At 71.7% G+C, this 16,927-nt stretch carries 14 protein-coding genes, 1 tRNA gene and 1 riboswitch; of the genes, 4 read left to right on the forward strand and 11 right to left on the reverse strand.

Annotation, left to right across the window (positions count from 1 at the left end; all coding sequences use genetic code 11):
* Window positions 1-156 precede the first annotated feature (156 nt).
* Complete coding sequence (locus tag ACFVUY_RS31365; protein ID WP_387695527.1) at window positions 157-1,095, forward strand: hypothetical protein; 939 nt, start codon at window positions 157-159, stop codon at window positions 1,093-1,095.
* Window positions 1,096-1,203: 108 nt separating this feature from the next.
* On the opposite strand, the gene ACFVUY_RS31370 is transcribed toward ACFVUY_RS31365, so the two are convergent.
* The 3 genes from ACFVUY_RS31370 to ACFVUY_RS31380 all read right to left on the reverse strand — a co-directional run bounded on the left by ACFVUY_RS31370 (window position 1,204) and on the right by ACFVUY_RS31380 (window position 2,781).
* Window positions 1,204-1,587 (reverse strand): hypothetical protein, encoded by a 384-nt coding sequence (locus tag ACFVUY_RS31370; RefSeq protein ID WP_387695526.1) that lies wholly within the window; start codon window positions 1,585-1,587, stop codon window positions 1,204-1,206.
* Window positions 1,588-1,673: 86 nt separating this feature from the next.
* A complete protein-coding gene (locus ACFVUY_RS31375) occupies window positions 1,674-2,561 on the reverse strand; it encodes a Bax inhibitor-1/YccA family protein (RefSeq protein ID WP_387695525.1) in 888 nt (295 codons plus the stop codon).
* Between the two features lie 138 nt (window positions 2,562-2,699).
* Window positions 2,700-2,781 (reverse strand) — tRNA-Leu (locus ACFVUY_RS31380).
* Window positions 2,782-3,035: 254 nt separating this feature from the next.
* Between ACFVUY_RS31380 and ACFVUY_RS31385 the strand changes: the two genes are divergently transcribed.
* Together ACFVUY_RS31385 and ACFVUY_RS31390 are read left to right on the forward strand one after the other, a co-directional pair.
* Complete coding sequence (locus ACFVUY_RS31385) at window positions 3,036-3,845, forward strand: ABC transporter ATP-binding protein (RefSeq protein ID WP_380634525.1); 810 nt, start codon at window positions 3,036-3,038, stop codon at window positions 3,843-3,845.
* Between the two features lie 58 nt (window positions 3,846-3,903).
* Window positions 3,904-6,462: an ABC transporter permease gene (locus ACFVUY_RS31390; protein ID WP_387735630.1), complete on the forward strand. Its 2,559-nt coding sequence runs from the start codon at window positions 3,904-3,906 to the stop codon at window positions 6,460-6,462.
* A 178-nt stretch (window positions 6,463-6,640) separates the two neighbouring features.
* On the opposite strand, the gene ACFVUY_RS31395 is transcribed toward ACFVUY_RS31390, so the two are convergent.
* The 7 genes from ACFVUY_RS31395 to ACFVUY_RS31425 form a co-directional block, all read right to left on the reverse strand.
* Window positions 6,641-8,008 (reverse strand): NAD(P)/FAD-dependent oxidoreductase, encoded by a 1,368-nt coding sequence (locus ACFVUY_RS31395; RefSeq protein ID WP_359909991.1) that lies wholly within the window; start codon window positions 8,006-8,008, stop codon window positions 6,641-6,643.
* A gap of 429 nt (window positions 8,009-8,437) precedes the next feature.
* Window positions 8,438-9,379, reverse strand: coding sequence for an exopolyphosphatase (locus ACFVUY_RS31400; protein ID WP_380539399.1), 942 nt, complete (start codon window positions 9,377-9,379; stop codon window positions 8,438-8,440).
* A complete protein-coding gene (locus ACFVUY_RS31405) occupies window positions 9,376-10,047 on the reverse strand; it encodes a DUF501 domain-containing protein (protein WP_387692559.1) in 672 nt (223 codons plus the stop codon). Before ACFVUY_RS31405 ends, ACFVUY_RS31400 begins: the two co-directional genes overlap by 4 nt.
* The gene (locus ACFVUY_RS31410) at window positions 10,019-10,540 is read right to left on the reverse strand and encodes a septum formation initiator family protein (RefSeq protein WP_387735632.1); all 522 of its coding nucleotides are present in this window, start codon (window positions 10,538-10,540) and stop codon (window positions 10,019-10,021) included. The genes ACFVUY_RS31405 and ACFVUY_RS31410 overlap by 29 nt, the downstream gene beginning before the upstream one ends.
* Before the next feature lie 170 nt (window positions 10,541-10,710).
* On the reverse strand, window positions 10,711-11,997 hold the full coding sequence (eno, locus tag ACFVUY_RS31415) for a phosphopyruvate hydratase (protein ID WP_380634519.1): 1,287 nt from the start codon (window positions 11,995-11,997) through the stop codon (window positions 10,711-10,713).
* Window positions 11,998-12,311: 314 nt separating this feature from the next.
* On the reverse strand, window positions 12,312-13,217 hold the full coding sequence (locus ACFVUY_RS31420) for a transglycosylase family protein (RefSeq protein WP_387735634.1): 906 nt from the start codon (window positions 13,215-13,217) through the stop codon (window positions 12,312-12,314).
* A 5-nt stretch (window positions 13,218-13,222) separates the two neighbouring features.
* Window positions 13,223-13,391: riboswitch (cyclic di-AMP (ydaO/yuaA leader) on the reverse strand.
* 221 nt (window positions 13,392-13,612) lie between these two features.
* Window positions 13,613-15,001, reverse strand: a complete 1,389-nt coding sequence (locus ACFVUY_RS31425; protein WP_387735636.1) for a cytochrome P450 — start codon at window positions 14,999-15,001, stop codon at window positions 13,613-13,615.
* Between the two features lie 300 nt (window positions 15,002-15,301).
* Between ACFVUY_RS31425 and ACFVUY_RS31430 the strand changes: the two genes are divergently transcribed.
* A complete protein-coding gene (locus ACFVUY_RS31430; protein WP_387692567.1) occupies window positions 15,302-15,724 on the forward strand; it encodes an SDR family NAD(P)-dependent oxidoreductase in 423 nt (140 codons plus the stop codon).
* Between the two features lie 4 nt (window positions 15,725-15,728).
* On the opposite strand, the gene ACFVUY_RS31435 is transcribed toward ACFVUY_RS31430, so the two are convergent.
* The gene (locus ACFVUY_RS31435; protein WP_387735639.1) at window positions 15,729-16,820 is read right to left on the reverse strand and encodes a MazG family protein; all 1,092 of its coding nucleotides are present in this window, start codon (window positions 16,818-16,820) and stop codon (window positions 15,729-15,731) included.
* Window positions 16,821-16,927 lie beyond the last annotated feature (107 nt).

The raw sequence follows: 16,927 nt of genomic DNA on the forward strand, positions 1-16,927 counted from the left end.
CGGATCAACTCCACTGCGTAGAACGGTGTTACCTAACAATTTGGGGACAAGAGCGAAAGTCCTGGACGAATTGGACATTCGCCACTGCGGTAACAGCCCCGCATGCGGCAGTGTGGACACGTAACCCCGTTCCGCTCCTCGCTAGGAGTACGTTCCGTGAGCGCCGTCTACACCATCCTGCTGCTGATCCTGATCGCCGTGTCGACCGCCGTGCTGCTCCACCTCCGCGGACTCTCCCGCCGACTGGACGCGCAGGCCGCGGCCCCGGCCGAGCCCGCCCCGGTGGACGAGGCCGCGATACGCCGGGCCGTCGCCGAGGCGCTCGCCGCCGACCGCGAGCGGGAGATCACCGAGGCCCGGGCGTTCTGGGCCGAGCAGGAGGCCCGCGCGGCCGAGGACGCCCCGCTGTTCGACTCCCCGTTCTCCGGCGCGTTCTCCGGCACCGACGAGTGGCCGCTGTTCTTCCCCCGCCCCACCGGCCCGCAGGACGCCGTCGACAACGCCGGGACGATGGACCCGGAGTTCGGCGAGGCGCTGCGCTCCGCACTGGAGGACCTGATCAACGAGGGCGGCACCGCCCCGGCCGAGCCCGGCACCGAGGGCGGTGTCCCGCTGCGCCCCGGCCACCCGTCCGGCGAGACCAAGGACGCCCGGGCCCGCCGCGAGGCCGACCTGCTGGCCACCGGCCTGGAGGCCGGGCTGCTGGACGCCGATCAGGCCGTCGAGGAGGCCCCGGTCGCCGCGCCCGACCCGCGCCGCCACCCCTCGCACCCCGACTTCGTGCCCAGCCAGGCGCCGTCCCGGGAGTGGACCGACACCCGGCTGGCCGCCCTCGCCGAGGAGGCCGTCGCCCTGATCGACGTCCGCCCCGGCCCGCTGGGCACCCTGGACGTGTACGCCTTCGCCGACGGCACCACCCTCTGCGTGGCCCCGGGCGACCGGGAGGCCGCCTACCGGCTGATCGACGCGGTCCGTGCCGGTGAGCACGTCCGACTGCTCGGCGGCTCGCGCTTCTCCGGCTCGTACTCGCTGACCTTCTCCACCGACGAGGAGGCCGTCTACGTGCTCGCCGACCGGGTGGTCGCCAGCATCTGACACCGGCTCACCGGATCGCCGGATCACCAGCGCGCGGCGCACCGAAGGCCGGCCGGGTCACGGGGTTACCGACCCGGCCGGCCTTCGGCGTGTGCGCGTCCCGGGGCCTCAGCCGCAGAGCGCCGCCGTCTCCCGCACCGCGGCCACCGCCGCGGCCAGCACCTCGGCCGCCGCCACCGGCCCGTCCGGCAGCGCCACCTCCGCGCCCTCCGGCAGCGCCGCGAGCGCGGCCGCCAGGTCGTGGGCGGCGACGGCCAGCTGGTCCCCCGCCGCGAAGGCCCCGGCGTCCGGGAACTCCCGCCGCGGGCCGCCCTCCACCGCCGCCGTCAGCGCGACCAGCCGCCGGGCCAGCTCCAGCGCGGCCGCCGCCCGCGACCCGTACCCGGGCACGGCGCCCAGCAGCTTGCTCTGCGGCAGCGAGCGGAAACGATCCGCCAGGGATTCGGCGGCTTCGACCAGGGGATCCACGTCCAGGGGCGCTACGTCATGCATGGCAGCGAGCCTAGGCGAAAAGCCGCCGGGCCCCGGAGCGAGTCGCTCCGGGGCCCGGCGGCAGTGGTTCACGAAGGAAGGGGCCGTCAGTCGTCGCCGCGCAGGATCGCGATCAGCCGCAGCATCTCCATGTAGATCCAGACCAGCGACAGGGTCAGCCCGAAGGCGGCCCGCCAGGACTCCCGCTGCGGGGCGCCCTGGGCGATGGCCTCCTCGATCGACGCGAAGTCCAGCGACAGGAAGAAGGCGCCCAGGCCGATGCCGATCAGGCCGACCACGATGCCCAGCGGGCCGGAGCGCAGGCCCATGTCGGCGCCGAAGGCCATCGCGACCATGTTGACCATCATCAGCAGCACGAAGCCCAGCGCGATCGCGATGCCGATCCGCTGGTAGCGGGCGGTGACCCGGATCTTTCCGCTCTTGTAGGCGAACAGCATCGCCGCGAAGACCGCCGCCGTACCCAGGACCGCCTGGATCACGATGCCGTTCAGCCAGGTGTTGAAGGCGTGCGAGACGGCGCCCATCGCGAAGCCCTGGAGGGCCGCGTAGGTGAGGATCAGCGGCGGGCTGACGCTGCGCTTGAAGGAGACCACCAGGCCGACGACCATGGCCACCAGGCTGGCGGCGATCGCGAAGCCGAAGTTCTCGAACGGCAGCGCGAACCAGGCCACCGCGCCGGCGACGACCAGCGTCAGCAGCGTCATGGCGGTGCGGGCGACCACGTCGTCCAGCGTCATCCGCCCGGTGGCCGCCGGGCCGGCCGACGGCCCGTTGTACAGCTCGTAGAGCTGCTCGTCGGTCATGGGGGCCTGGCCCTGCGGCTGCTGGGCGTAGGGCGTACCCGCGTAGGGGTTCTGACCCTGCGCGTTCTGGCCGTACGGGCTCCCGGCCTGCGCGGTGGTACCGAACCCCGCGTAGCCGGAGTCGCGGGTGAAGGACCCCTCCCGCGAGAAGACCGGGTTGCTGCTTCTCATTGCTCATTCCCTCCGTGGCGGCACTGCACCGCCCGTGTACAAGGGTAATGGCTTGGCAAAAATTCCGGGATACGCCGCGAGGAGGATCCGGTGAACAACGACCGGCGGGGACGCCGTCGGCGCCCCCGCGGTTGTCAGTGCCCGGAGCCGGACTCGAACCGGCACGGCCTCGCGGCCAAGCAGTTTTAAGCTGCCCGTGTCTGCGTTCCACCATCCGGGCTCTTGCGAAACCACCCTGAGCCTAGTCGCCCGACTCACTCTTTCGCATGTTCCCTGCCCCGGAAGTTGTCATGTTTCCTTGCCATCTGACGAACTGTCCGGGATTCGGCCACGAAGGATATCCGTTCCGGCCATCCCGCCGCCTCAGGGTTCACGTCATACCGCAGGAGGAGGGTCCAGCCCTCCCGTACGCCCAGCGGCGGTAGGGCCAACCGTCCGGCGGAGCGACGCAAGACCATGATCACGTCGCGGAGCATGGAGGTACAAGTCCACGAGCACAAGGAGCCCCCCGTGACCACGCCGACCGCAACCGCCGTCCGCACCGGCCTGGCGGCCGCCCGAGCCACCGGCCTGAACAAGGTCTACGGGGAGGGGGAGACCCGCGTCGTCGCCCTCGACAACGTCACCGTGACCTTCCCCCAGGGCGAGTTCACCGCCATCATGGGCCCGTCCGGCTCCGGCAAGTCCACCCTCATGCACTGCATGGCCGGCCTGGACACCGTCTCCTCCGGCTCCTCCACCATCGGCGACACCGAGCTCGTCGGCCTCAAGGACAAGCAGCTCACCCAGCTGCGCCGCGACCACATCGGCTTCATCTTCCAGGCCTTCAACCTGCTCCCCACCCTGACCGCCCTGGAGAACATCACCCTCCCGATGGACATCGCCGGCCGCAAGGTCGACAAGGCCTGGCTCGACCGCGTCGTCGACACCGTCGGCCTCTCCGGCCGCCTCAGCCACCGCCCCTCCCAGCTCTCCGGCGGCCAGCAGCAGCGCGTCGCCTGCGCCCGCGCCCTGGCCGGCAAGCCCGACATCATCTTCGCCGACGAGCCCACCGGAAACCTCGACTCCCGCTCCGGCGCCGAGATCCTCTCCTTCCTGCGCAACTCGGTGCGCGAACTCGGCCAGACCGTCGTCATGGTCACCCACGACCCGGTCGCCGCCTCCTACGCCGACCGCGTCGTCTTCCTCGCCGACGGCCGCATCGTCGACGAACTCCACCACCCCACCGCCGACACCGTCCTGGACCGCATGCGCCGCTTCGACGCCAAGGGCCGCACCAGCTGACACCCGACCGATCCGGCCCGGCGGCCGAAGCCGCTCACCACCCTTCCCAGGACACCCCATGTATCGCACCGCACTGCGCAATGTGCTGGCCCACAAGGGCCGACTGCTGATGACGGCACTGGCCGTCATGCTCGGCACCGCCTTCGTGGCCGGAACGATGGTCTTCTCCGACACCTTCGGCAAGGCCATGCGGGACAGCAACTCCAAGAGCTACTCGGACGTCTCGGTCCAGGTGGTGGACCGCGCGGCCGGCTCCGCCGCCTCCGCCCGGCAGAAGAGCGAGGGCGGCTCGGCCGCCCTCACCGACGCCACCGTCCAGCAGCTGTCCGCCCTGCCGGGCACCGCCGGCGCCCGAGGCGTCGTCAGCGGCTTCACCGGCGTCGCCGACAAGAAGGGCAACCTGATCGGCCAGGTCTGGGCCGCCAAGGGCGCCAACTTCGCGCCGGGCCAGGACGGCAAGGACCCGCGCTACCCGATGGTCGAGGGCCAGGGCCCGAAGGCCGCCAAGGAGATCGCACTCGACCGCAAGACCGCCGACAAGGGCGGCTACAAGGTCGGCGACACCGTCCGCGTCGCCGCCAACGGCCCGGTCGTCGAGGCCAGGCTCACCGGCGTCTTCACCACCGACGACCCGGTGGTCAACACCGGCGGCTCGCTCACCCTGTTCGACCGGGCCACCGCCCAGCAGACCCTGCTGGAGCCGGGCCGCTACAGCGGCATCGTGCTCACCGCCAAGCCCGGCACCAGCCAGGACGCGCTGCTCGCCCAGGCCCAGCCCGTGGTGCCCTCCGGCCACCAGTTCGACGTCGAGACCGGCGCCAAGCTCAAGGCCGACGAGCAGGACATGATCACCAGGAGCACCAGCAGCATGCGCACGATGCTCCTGGTCTTCGCCTTCATCTCGCTCTTCGTCGGCATCTTCATCATCGCCAACACCTTCACCATGCTGGTCGCCCAGCGCACCAAGGAACTGGCCCTGATGCGCGCCATCGGCGCCAGCCGCAAGCAGGTCACCCGGTCCGTGCTGATCGAGGCCCTGCTGATCGGCACCGTCTCGGCGGTGGCCGGCCTGGTCGCCGGCATCGGGATCGGCGCCGGGATGCAGTCGCTGATCGGCGCGATGAACGAGAACATGCCGAACGGCTCGCTGGTGATCAAGCCGCTCACCGTCGCGGTGACGGTCGTGGTCGGCGTCCTGGTGACGGTCATGTCGGCCCTGCTGCCCGCCATGCGCGCCTCCCGGATCGCCCCGGTGGCCGCGATGAGCAGCGGCGACCAGCCGGTCTCCCAGAAGAGCCTGGTGGTCCGCAACACGATCGGCTCGGTGCTCGCCGGCGGCGGCCTCGCCCTGATCGGCTACGGCGCCTCCACCGGCAACGACAGCGGCCGGCTGCCGGTCGGCCTGGGCGCCTTCCTGGCCCTGATCGGCGTGTTCGTCCTGCTGCCGCTGCTCTCCCGTCCGGTGGTCGCGCTGGTCGGCCCGCTGCTGCGCGGTCTCGGCGGCACCCCGGGCAAGCTCGCCCAGCAGAACGCGGTGCGCAACCCGCGCCGCACCGCGGCCACCGCCGCCGCGCTGACCATCGGTCTGACCCTGGTCACCGGGCTCACCGTGATCGGCGCCTCGGTCAACGACACCATCGACCGGGCCGTCACCAGCTCGATGAAGGCCGACTTCATCGTCGGTGCCGCCAACGGCATGAGCCTGTCCGAGCAGGTGCCCGCCCAGATCGCCAAGGCCCCCGGGGTGGCCGCCTCCTCGGCGATGACGACCTCGTACTGGGAGCTCAACGGCACCAGCAGGACGGTCAACGGCCTGGACGCGGCCGTCCTCGACCAGCTCGCCGACGTCGAGCTGACCAGCGGCTCCACCGCCGGCTTCGGCAAGGGTCAGCTGCTGCTCGACGAGGACGCCGCCAAGAAGCTGAACGTCACCACCGGCTCGGTGCTGACCGTGGCCTACCCGGACGAGTCCACCGGGCAGCTCACCGTCGGCGGCGTGTACAAGGCCGGCGGCATGCTCGGCCCGGTCATGCTGGCCAACAGCGAGATCGCCAAGCACGAGCCGAAGCCGTACGTCTCCGACGTTCTGGTCAAGGGCAAGGACGGCGCCACCGACGGCCTCAAGCAGGCGCTCAAGGACGCCACCGGCGCCAACCCGGTGATCGACGTGAAGTCCAAGCAGGACGTCCGGGACGAGTTCAGCCAGACCATCACCTTCGCGCTGAACCTGATGTACGGCCTGCTGGGGATGGCGGTCCTGATCGCGATCCTGGGCGTGGTCAACACGCTGGCGATGTCGGTCTTCGAGCGCAAGCGCGAGATCGGGATGCTGCGGGCGATCGGCCTGGACCGCAGCGGCATCAAGCGGATGGTCCGTCTGGAGTCCGTGGTGATCTCGCTGTTCGGCGCCGGCATCGGCCTGCTGCTCGGCTGCTTCATCGCCTGGGCGATCAACGGCACCCTGAAGTCCAGCCTCTCCGGCCTGACCACGGTCCTGCCGTACGGCCAGCTGGCGATGTTCCTGGCGCTGGCCGGGGTGGTCGGCCTGGTGGCCGCGATCTGGCCGGCCCGCCGGGCGTCCAAGCTGGACATCCTGTCGAGCATCAAGACCGACTGACCGGTCCCGCGACGAGAGAGGTCCCCTGCCGGAGGGTTTCGGCAGGGGACCTTCTACTTCTGTACTCCGCCCGGTCGCACGGCCGGCTGAGCACCACGGAGGTCGTGGTCCGGCAACGCTGCCGGGCGGAGGGCCTCCGACTCATACCCCGGTGCTCCCACACCGGGGTCTCAGTCGCTTACTTGCTGGCGAGTGCCTTGTCGGCGGCCGGCTTGGCGGCCTCGACGGGCTTGGTGGGCGGAGTGACCTCCTGGATCGGAAGCTGCGGCCGCTCCATCTGGGCGAGGCCGACCATCTCGCGCTTGAGGAACATCGCGAGCGTCCAGTCGGTGAAGACGCGGACCTTGCGGTTGAAGGTCGGCACCATCGCGCCGTGGTACAGGCGGTGGAACCACCAGGCCGGACGGCCCTTCAGCTTGTACTTGCCGAAGAGGATCGCCACGCCCTTGTGCAGGCCGAGGCCGGCGACCGCACCGAGGTTCTTGTGCTTGTACTCCTTCTGCGGGAAGCCGCGCATGCCGGAGATCACGTTGTCGCCGAGGACGACGGCCTGGCGGCAGGCGTGCTGCGCGTTCGGCGGGCACCAGGCGCCCTCGCCGGCGGCGAGGTCCGGCACCTGGGCGTTGTCGCCGGCGGCCCAGACGTAGTCGAAGCCCTGGACCTGGAGGGTCGGCGCGGTGTCGACGTGGCCGCGCGGGCCCAGCGGCAGGCCGAACTCGGACAGCACCGGGTTCGGCTTCACGCCGGCCGTCCACACGATGGTGGAGGCGTCCATCTCCATGCCGTTCTTCAGCATGACGTGGCCGTCGACGCAGGAGTCCATGGAGGTCTCGATGTAGACCTCGATGTTGCGCTCCTCGAGCTTCTCCTTGGTCCACAGACCGAGGTCCGGGCCCATCTCGGGGAGGATGCGGTTGGCCGCCTCGACCACCACGAAGCGCATGTCCTCGCGGCTGACGGTCTTGTACAGCTTGGCCGCGTCGCGGGCCATGTCCTCGACCTCGGCGACGGTCTCGATGCCGGCGAAGCCGCCACCGATCACCACGAAGGTCAGCGCCTTGCGGCGGATCTCCTCGTCCGTGGTGGACTCGGCCTTGTCGAGCTGGGCCATGACGTGGTTGCGGAGGCCGATGGCCTCCTCGACCGTCTTCATGCCGATGCCGTTCTCCGCCAGACCCGGGATCGGGAAGGTGCGGGAGACCGAGCCGGTCGCGACGACCAGGTACTCGAAGGGCAGCTCGTAGCTGTCGCCGGCCGCGGGCTGGATGGTGGCGACCTTGCGGGCGTGGTCGATGCCGGTGACGGACCCGGTCAGCACCTCCGCCTGCTTGAGGGCGCTGCGCAGCGGCGCGACGAGGTTGCGGGGCGCGACGTTGCCGCCGGCCGCCTCGGGGAGGAAGGGCAGGTACGTCATGTACGACCGCGGGTCCACGACCGTGACGGTCGCTTCGCCGTAACGCATCTTCTTGAGGATGCGCATCGCGGCATACAGGCCGACGTAACCACCGCCGACAATGAGGATGCGAGGACGCTCCGTGGTGCTCATATCCGAAAGTATCCAGCACCGTCCGGAGCAGCCTTCGTGAGCCCGGTCACAAGATGAAGGACCCCCCGTGCTACACTGCGCGGCCGCAAAACCGGGCCCGGCACGGCGACCCCCACCCCTGGACGGCCCCGCGCGAGCGCGCGCCGGAGCACGACCGGCCTGAGCAGCAACGATCCGCACAGCGCCCGGGTTCCCGCGCATGATTTCGAATTTCAAACCTCAAGCGAGCCCTGACCTGCGATCCCATGGGCTACCCGGTCAGCAGGCCTTCGGTCCCACATTTCGGACGTAGCGGGCGGGTGGGTGCGGCGAATGGCCGGATCGCCATGTGAAGAAATTCACGAACTTTTCCACCCGCGCTCGGGCGCGCCCCGGCCCCGGCCCCCCGAAAGGGGTGCCGGGGCCGGTCCGGGTAAGCCCCGCACGGGGTCAGGAGGCAATACCCCAGGCGATTCCGTCGAGGATGTCGTGCTCGCTCACGACCACCTCGGCGGCGCCGGTGCGCTCCATGATCTCCAGCAGCTCCAGCGCCCCGGCCGCGATCACGTCCACCCGGCCCGGGTGCATCGACGGGATGGCCGCGCGCTCGGCGTGGGTGGCGGCCAGCAGCTCCCGGGCGATCCCGGCGACCCGGTCCCGGCCGATCCGCGAGTGGTGGATCGCCGCCGAGTCGTAGCCGGGCAGGCCCTGGGCGATCGCGGACACCGTGGTGACCGTCCCGGCCAGACCCACCAGGGTGGCCGCGCCGGTCAGCGGGACGACCTCCTCGGCCCGGTCCAGCTCCGCCCGCACGTGCGCCCGGGCGGCCTCGACCTGCTCCTCCGAGGGCAGCTCGGCGTCGCCGAAGTACCGCTCGGTGAGCCGCACGCAACCGATGTTCACCGAGCGCGCCGCCTGGACGTCCTCCGAGCCGAGCACGAACTCGGTGGAGCCGCCGCCGAGGTCGAACACCAGGTACGGACCGGGGAACTGACCGCCCGTCAGTTCCTTGGTGGCGCCCACGAAGGACAGGTGCGCCTCCTCCTCGCCGCTCACCACCTCGGGCTCGACGCCCAGGATGTCGCGCACGCCCTTGACGTACTCGTCGCTGTTCTCGGCGTCCCGGGAGGCACTGGTGGCGACGAAGCGGACCCGCTCCGGGCCGACGCCGAAGCCGGCGATGATCTCCTGGTACTCCCGGCAGGCCGCGAAGGTGCGGGCCAGCGCGTCGGGGTGCAGCCGACCGGTGCGGTCCACGCCCTGGCCCAGCCGGTTGACGATCATCCGGCGGTCGAGGTCGGTGATCTCCCCCGTCTCCGGGTCGAGGTCGGCGACCAGCAGGCGGATCGAGTTGGTGCCGCAGTCGATCGCGGCCACGCGGGTCGTGCTCACTCGGACTCCCGCTCCGCCGCGGCTTCCTCCTCGGCGCGCTTCTTCGCGGCGCGCTCGGCGGTCTTCTGCTCCTTGGCGGCGATCACGGCCTCGTGGTCCTGCTCCTTGGCGCGGTTGCGGGCGACCCGCTCACCGGCGGCCTCGACCTCCGCCGGGGAGACGCACGGGCCCTTGGCCCACCAGTCCTCCAGCATGCCGATCGCCTCGTCGCCGAGCGGGTTGACGCCCTCGCCGGCCGCCAGCGAGTGGCCGACCAGCACGTGCAGGCACTTCACCCGGTCCGGCATGCCGCCGGCGCTCGGGAAGCCCTCCAGCACCTCGATCGCGTCGCGCCGGGCGATGTAGTCCTCGTGCGCCCTCTGGTAGGAGGCCGCCAGCTCCGGGTCCTCGGCCAGCCGGGCGCTCTGGTCCTTCATCACGCCCTCCGCCTCCAGGGTGCCGATCAGCGAGGCGGCCTTGGGGCAGGTCAGGTAGTAGAGCGTGGGGAACGGCGTACCGTCCGGCAGCCGGGGGGCCGTCTCCACGACGTCCGGGTTGCCGCAGGGGCAGCGGTGCGCCACGCCGCGCAGGCCGCGCGGCACCCGGCCGAGCTGGGCGGCGATGGCCGCGACGTCGGCGTCGGAGACGGAGGGGTGGTTCTCAGTGGTCATGGGGGGAGGTGTCTCCAACGGGGGACGGTGGGAGGGGAAGGGGGGTGGCGGGGGCCGCCGCCGCGGTGTCGGCGGCGTCCACCGAATCCCAGATGCCGGCGTACCAGGGCTTGGCGGCCTTCGTCCGGTCGGCGGCGCTTGCGGAGGCCGCGCTGCCGGAGGAGGCCGCACCCGCCGCGGACGAGGAGGGCTGGGCGGAGGCCCGGCCGGCCGGATCCACCGCGATGTACGGGGTCTCCCCCGGCACCGCGTAGTGCAGCCGGGCGCGGGCCTGCGCCTTGACGTACTCCGGGTCCTGCCAGCGGGCCTTCTCCCGGCGCAGCTGCTCGACCTGCTGGCGCGCGTGGTCGGCCTTCGCCCGCTGGGCGGAGATCTCGGCGCGCTGGGAGATGAACTGCCGCGTCGGGTAGGCGAGGATCGCCACCAGCGAACAGAGCACCAGGACGAGGACGGTCGCCCGGCTCGTGAACCGGGGCCGGGCCGCCAAGCCCGGGATCCTCCAGCCAGCCATCTCCCGTATCCCCTCCTGGTCGCGACGGTGCCCCGCCGTCCACCCTACGGGGTGAACGGCGGGGCACCGGTCAGGCGTGCGCTACCGGGAGCGCCCGGCCCTCGTGCTCGCCGTGCGGATCGCTCCGCGCGGCGGCCGGGACCGGTCGCTCCACGGAGCGGCCGTTCCTGCTACTCCGCGGCGCGGAAGCGCGGGAAGGCGCCGCGGCCGGCGTACTCGGCGGCGTCGTCGAGGATCTCCTCGATGCGCAGCAGCTGGTTGTACTTGGCGACGCGCTCGGAGCGGGCCGGGGCACCGGTCTTGATCTGGCCGCAGTTGGTGGCGACGGCCAGGTCGGCGATGGTGACGTCCTCGGTCTCGCCGGAGCGGTGCGACATCATGCAGCGGTAGCCGTTGCGCTGGGCCAGCTCGACGGCGTCCAGGGTCTCGGTCAGCGAGCCGATCTGGTTCACCTTCACCAGCAACGCGTTGGCGGTGCCGGTCTCGATGCCGCGGGCCAGGCGGGCCGGGTTGGTGACGAACAGGTCGTCGCCGACCAGCTGCACCTTGTCGCCCAGCTTGTCGGTCATGGCCTTCCAGCCGTCCCAGTCGGACTCGTCCAGCGGGTCCTCGATGGAGACCAGCGGGTAGGCGGCGACCAGCTCGGCGTAGTACTCGATGAGCTCGGCGGCGGTGAGGTCCTTGCCCTCGAACTGGTAGGCGCCGTCCTCGTAGAACTCGGAGGAGGCGACGTCCAGGGCCAGCGCGACGTCACGGCCGGGCACGTAGCCGGCCTTCTCGATGGCCTCGACGATGAGGTCCAGGGCCTCGCGGTTGGAGTCCAGGTTCGGGGCGAAACCGCCCTCGTCGCCCAGACCGGTGGACAGGCCGCGCTCCTTCAGCACGCCCTTGAGCGTGTGGTAGACCTCGACGCCCCAGCGGACGGCCTCGGAGAAGGACTCCGCGCCGATCGGGGCGATCATGAACTCCTGGATGTCGACGTTGGAGTCCGCGTGCGACCCGCCGTTGAGGATGTTCATCATCGGGACCGGCAGGACGTGCGCGTTCGGGCCGCCCAGGTAGCGGAACAGCGGCAGGTCGCTGGCCTCGGAGGCGGCGTGCGCGACGGCCAGCGAGACGCCCAGGATGGCGTTGGCGCCGAGCGAGGACTTGTCCGGGGTGGCGTCCAGGTCCAGCATGGCCTGGTCGATCAGGCGCTGCTCGGTGGCGTCGTAGCCGACCAGCTCCGGGCCGATCTGCTCGATGACGGCCAGGACGGCCTTCTCGACGCCCTTGCCGAAGTAGCGGTTCTTGTCACCGTCACGCAGCTCCAGCGCCTCGAAGGCACCGGTGGAAGCACCCGACGGGACAGCGGCACGACCCGTGCTGCCGTCGTCGAGGCCGACCTCGACCTCGACCGTGGGGTTGCCGCGGGAGTCGAGGATCTCACGGGCTACGACGACATCGATGGACGGCACGAGGCATCTCCTTGCGGAAGCAGGGTCCGGTCTGACGGTGGGTGCTGTCAGCAGGACGATTGCGGAGTCGTTACGACCAGAGCCTAACCGCCCGGGCTCCCGGGGCCACGTCCGCCTCGGTCCCGTCTCAGCGTGTGGCCCCACTACCCACCGGTAGTTCACCTGCTTGTCCCAGCTTGTCCCACCGGAGCGGGCGAATGCGGACGAAGGGGACCGGTAGGACCGGTCCCCTTCGGACGGTGGGCCGGGGCGGCATCGGCGCCGGGTGCGGCGGGCGGGCCGGCGTCGAGCGGGCCGGCGTCGAGCGGGCCGGCTCAGCCGAGGTGCAGCACCTGGCCGGGCATGATCAGGTTCGGGTCGCCGCCGACCGTGCCGTGGTTCTGCTCGTACAGCGCGTGCCAGCCGCCGGACACGCCCTGGGCGGCGGCGATGGTCGACAGGGTGTCACCGGCGCGGACGGTGTAGTCGTGGCCGGCGGTCTGCGGGGCCGACTGCGCGGCCTGCGGGGCGTACTGCGGCTGGGCGGCGGCCTGGCCGGCGTACTGCTGGTAGACGCTCTGGTGGCTGGTCCAGTACCAGGCGCCGTTGCTCTGGTACCAGTACACCTTGGCGTCGGCGTCCCAGCCGGCCTTGCCGGAGAAGCCCGGGGTCTGCGGCTGCGCCTGCTGCTGCGGGGCGGCCTGCTGGACCGGCTGCGCGGCGGGCTTCTGGGCCTGCTTCTGGGCGGCGGGCTGCTGCGCGACCGGCTTCTCGGCCGGCTTGGCGGCGGGCTTCGGGGTCTGCTGCTTGGGGGCGGACTGCGGCTTGGCGTCCGAGGAGGTGTCGACCGCGGCCGGGGCGCCGCCCTTGGTCAGACCGGCCTTCTGGGAGCAGACCGGCCAGGCGCCCGGGCCCTGCGAGGCCAGCACCTTCTCGGCGACCGAGATCTGCTGGGCCTTGCTGGCCTGGTTGGCCTGCGGCGCGTAGGCGGTACCGCCGTACGCCTTCCAGGTGCTGGAGGTGAACTGGAGGCCGCCGTAGAAGCCGTTGCCGGTGTTGATGCTCCAGTTGCCACCGGCCTCGCACTGGGCGACGGCGTCCCAGGTGGAGGCGGGGGCGGCGGAGGCGCCGGTGGCGGTGAGGAGCGGCATCGCGAGTCCGACGCCGGCCACACCGGCGACGGCGATGGCCTTCTCGGCCTGGGTGCGACGACGGTGACGGCCAGTTCCAACGAACAGCATGAAGAGGTCCCTCTCCGCACGCCTGCGAGGTGAGCTGTCGGGTTCGGACCGGGAGGTGGCCCGGCCGCCGTATGCGGAAACGATTCCGCTCGGGCGGCTTCACCCCAAGCCGTGGGGAGACGGCAACAAACCTGGTTCCCCCGCCCCTGCCCAGGGTTCTGGTCGGTTTCCCGTGACGCGGCGGGCAGGACTCGGCGTTCCGCGTACGAGGTCCGCAGCTGCGAACTCCAGGGAGAGTAGACAGATCATCAGACCAATCACAAGCTCATATCGTCGATATCACACAATAATTACGGCGTGTGTTCGATCGCCTACCAACGGCGGTGTTATGTCCGGATTGATGGGTGTTCACACCCCCGTCGGCAGGTGGTTCACGACGTCCCGTCAGTGCGATCTCAGCACGTCGGAGGCGTGGCGGGAGTGTTCGGAGAGGCCTGCGGAGAGGCCTGCGAAGGAGCGTGCGAAGGGGTCTGCGGAGAGGCGTGCGGGGAGCGGCTCTCCGGACTGAATTCCACCGGCAGTTCGCGCAGCCCACGCATGATCAGACCACCGCGCCACCGCAGGTCGTCCGCGTTTTCCGCGAGCCGGAGATCGGGCAGCCGGGAAAGCAGCGTGGTCAGCGCGGCACGGCCCTCCAAGCGGGCGAGCGGAGCGCCGATGCAGTAGTGGATGCCGTGCCCGAAGCCCAGGTGGGGGTTGTCCGTCCGGGCCAGGTCCAGGGTGTTCTCGGCCGCGAACCGGGCCGGGTCGCGGTCCGCCGCGGCGAGCACCACCAGCACCGGGTCACCGACCGGGATGTCCACCCCGCCGATGGCCAGCGGACGGGTCGCGAACCGCCAGGTCGCCATCTCCACCGGCCCGTCGTAGCGCAGGAGTTCCTCGATCCCGGTCTCCAGCAGCGCGCTCTCCCCGCGGGCCACCGACTCCTGCAGCAACCGGCGCTGCTCCGGATTGCGCAGCAGGGCGTACGTGCCGTTGCCGATCAGGTTCACGGTGGTCTCGAAACCCGCGAACAGGAGGATGAAGGCCATCGCCGCGGCCTCGTTCTCGGTCAGGTGCTCACCGTGGTCACTGGCCCGGATCAGACCCGAGATCAGGTCGTCCCCGAGGTCCGCGCGCTTGCGGTGGATCAGCTCCAGCAGGTACGCCCGCATCCGCTTCACCGCCCGCCCCACGCCGCCGCGCTGGCCGCCGCCGTGACCCGGCTTCGTGTGGCGCACCATCATCCCGGCCCAGTCCCGGAAGTCGTCCTGGTCCTCGGCCGGCACGCCCAGCAGGTCGCAGATCGCGTAGATGGGGAGCGGGAAGGCGAACTCGTGGATCAGGTCCGCCGAACCGCGCTGCGCGAAGCCGTCGATCAGCCGGTCGGTGAGCTGCTGCACCCGCGGCTCGAACTCGGCCACCCGGCGCGGGGTGAACGCCTTCGACACCAGCCTGCGCAGCCGGGTGTGGTCCGGCGGGTCGATGTTCAGCAGGTGGGTCATCAGGTCCGCCTGCCGCTCCCCCGGGATGCCCACCCGGCCGGTGCGGTGCGCCTGCTCGCTGTGGTGCGCCGGGTTCTTCGACAGCCGGCTGTCCGCGAGCGCCTGCCGGGCGTCCGCGTACCGGGTCACCAGCCAGGCCTCCACCCCGCTCGGCAGCGTGGTGCGGTGCACCGGGGCGTGCTCGCGCAGCCAGGCGTAGGCGGGGTACGGGTCGGAGGCGAACTCCCAGGTGAACAGCTGCGGGGCGGTGGCGTCGGACGGCGTGGCGGCGGGCCGGGCGGAGTCGGGCTGAGCTGGCATGGACCGACCGTATCCGGTGCGACGGGCACGCCCCGCCCCGGCGGGCCGCCGCTCCTCCCGCCGACGGTCCGCGGCCGTCCTGCCGATGCTCCGCGGACGGCCCATGGACGGTTCATGGACGGCTCGTTGACTGTCCGCGGACGGTCAATGGACAGCTCTTGGCCGACTCTTGGCCGCGGTGCGGGCGTGAGCCTGGTCACCTGCGGGGTAATCCCTGTTGCGGAGGGTCAGGACGTGCCTACGATCCTCCGCAGTACGCGTGGGCGCCGGTGCGGTGTCGTCCACAGGGAGGAGCAGGCCATGCGGGTCAGCGGGTCAGTCGTCGTCATCGCGGTCCTCGACGGCGGTTCGGGCGCGGGACTCGCCCGCCGGTTCGCCGCGGCCGGCGCCTCCGGAATGCTCATCGCCGACCAGTACGTCGGCATCGCCGAGGACCTCGCCGCCGAACTCGACCGGCCGGGCTGCCCCGTCGTCGGCGTCTGCGGCGACATCCGCCGCCCCAGCGACGTCGCCGCCCTCGTCGACACCGCCGAGAAGCACCTCGGACCGATCGACCTGTTCGCCGTGGCCGGCCCGGACGGCGAGCGGATCATCTCGCTGGCCGAACTGCCCGACCACCTCGACCTGGAGCGGCTCGCCGAACTCGTCGTCCTCGTCGGCGAGGCCATCGGCGAACTCGTCCCGCCGCAGCGGTGCCCGGAGCACACCGCCACGGCGGCCTGAGCGCCTACTTCCCGTCGGACTCTCCGGCCGGGTCCCCGTCGGGCTCTCCGCCGGGCTCTCCGGCCGGCTTGAGGCCTTCGGCCGCGCGCACCGCGTCCCGGTAACCGCGCGCGGCCGACCGCAGCGCCGCGTCCACGTCCACCCCGGCGTCGTGCGCCCGCTGCGCCACCGCGAGCAGCAGCCGGCCCGCCGAGTCGGCGGTCAGCTCGACCGGCAGCTCGTACGACTCGTCCGGCACCCCCGTGAAGCCCGCCCGGCGCACCCGGGACACCAGCTTCGCCGCGTACGCCATCGCGGGCAGCCCGGCCGGCACACCGTCCAGCACCGACTCGCGGTCCGCCTTCTCGGCCGCCTTCAGCTGCTCCCAGTTCGCCTCCACCTCGGCGGCGCCGCCGGCCTCGACGTCCCCGAACACGTGCGGGTGCCGGTACATCAGCTTCTCGACAATGTCCCCGGCCACGTCGTCGACGGTGAACGGCTCGGTCGGGTGCTCCTCGGCGATCCGGGAGTGGAAGAACACCTGCAGCAGGACGTCGCCCAACTCCTCGCGCAGCGCCTCCCGGTCCCCCTCCTCGATCGCCTCGACCAGCTCGTACGCCTCCTCGACCAGGTACTTCACCAGGCTCTCGTGCGTCTGCTCGGCGTCCCAGGGGCAGCCGCCCGGGGAACGCAGCCGGTCCATCACCGTCACCAGGTCCAGCAGCCGCGACCCCGGCAGGTCGTACGAGCCGGGCAGCACCTCGATCTCCGGCACCTCGCCGGCGTGCTCCACCGCCAGCCTCGCCAGCGCGTCGGTCAGCCCCGGATCCCCGTCCGGACTGCCCAGCCACACCGTCGGCCCGGCCCCGGCCGGCTGCCCGGTCAGCAGCCGCGCCAACGCGGGCGCCGACCCGGCCGGCACGACCTCCACCGCCACCCCGGCCTGCCGCACCGCCGCCACCTGCGGATGCCGCTCGTCCCCCACCAGCACCCGCCCCGCCGACCGCAACGCCTCCCACGCCGGCCACGCCAGCAGGCCGGGAGCCACCCGGTGGGTGGTGGTCAGCAGGATCAGCTTCGCGCCCGGAGTCTTCGTCGGCACAGCATTCGTCGTCACCCCCCGAACCTACCCCCGCACCCCCACCCCGCCCGCCCGTTCCCCGCCCCCGGACTCCCTTCCCGGGGCATGGACCCCACCCGCCCGCGCAAGCGCAGCCCCCTGTG

This window comes from Kitasatospora sp. NPDC058063, assembly GCF_042885395.1.
Lineage (GTDB): Bacteria > Actinomycetota > Actinomycetes > Streptomycetales > Streptomycetaceae > Kitasatospora > Kitasatospora lactacystinica.

Coding starts and splice junctions, on each gene's coding strand:
- ACFVUY_RS31395 (WP_359909991.1), bottom strand. CDS start 8,008: ATGAGCACCACGGAGCGTCCTCGCATCCTCATTGTCGGCGGTGGTTAC.
- ACFVUY_RS31385 (WP_380634525.1), top strand. CDS start 3,036: ATGGAGGTACAAGTCCACGAGCACAAGGAGCCCCCCGTGACCACGCCG.
- ACFVUY_RS31390 (WP_387735630.1), top strand. CDS start 3,904: ATGTATCGCACCGCACTGCGCAATGTGCTGGCCCACAAGGGCCGACTG.
- ACFVUY_RS31370 (WP_387695526.1), bottom strand. CDS start 1,587: ATGCATGACGTAGCGCCCCTGGACGTGGATCCCCTGGTCGAAGCCGCC.
- ACFVUY_RS31420 (WP_387735634.1), bottom strand. CDS start 13,217: ATGCTGTTCGTTGGAACTGGCCGTCACCGTCGTCGCACCCAGGCCGAG.
- ACFVUY_RS31425 (WP_387735636.1), bottom strand. CDS start 15,001: ATGCCAGCTCAGCCCGACTCCGCCCGGCCCGCCGCCACGCCGTCCGAC.
- ACFVUY_RS31375 (WP_387695525.1), bottom strand. CDS start 2,561: ATGAGAAGCAGCAACCCGGTCTTCTCGCGGGAGGGGTCCTTCACCCGC.
- ACFVUY_RS31410 (WP_387735632.1), bottom strand. CDS start 10,540: ATGGCTGGCTGGAGGATCCCGGGCTTGGCGGCCCGGCCCCGGTTCACG.
- ACFVUY_RS31430 (WP_387692567.1), top strand. CDS start 15,302: ATGCGGGTCAGCGGGTCAGTCGTCGTCATCGCGGTCCTCGACGGCGGT.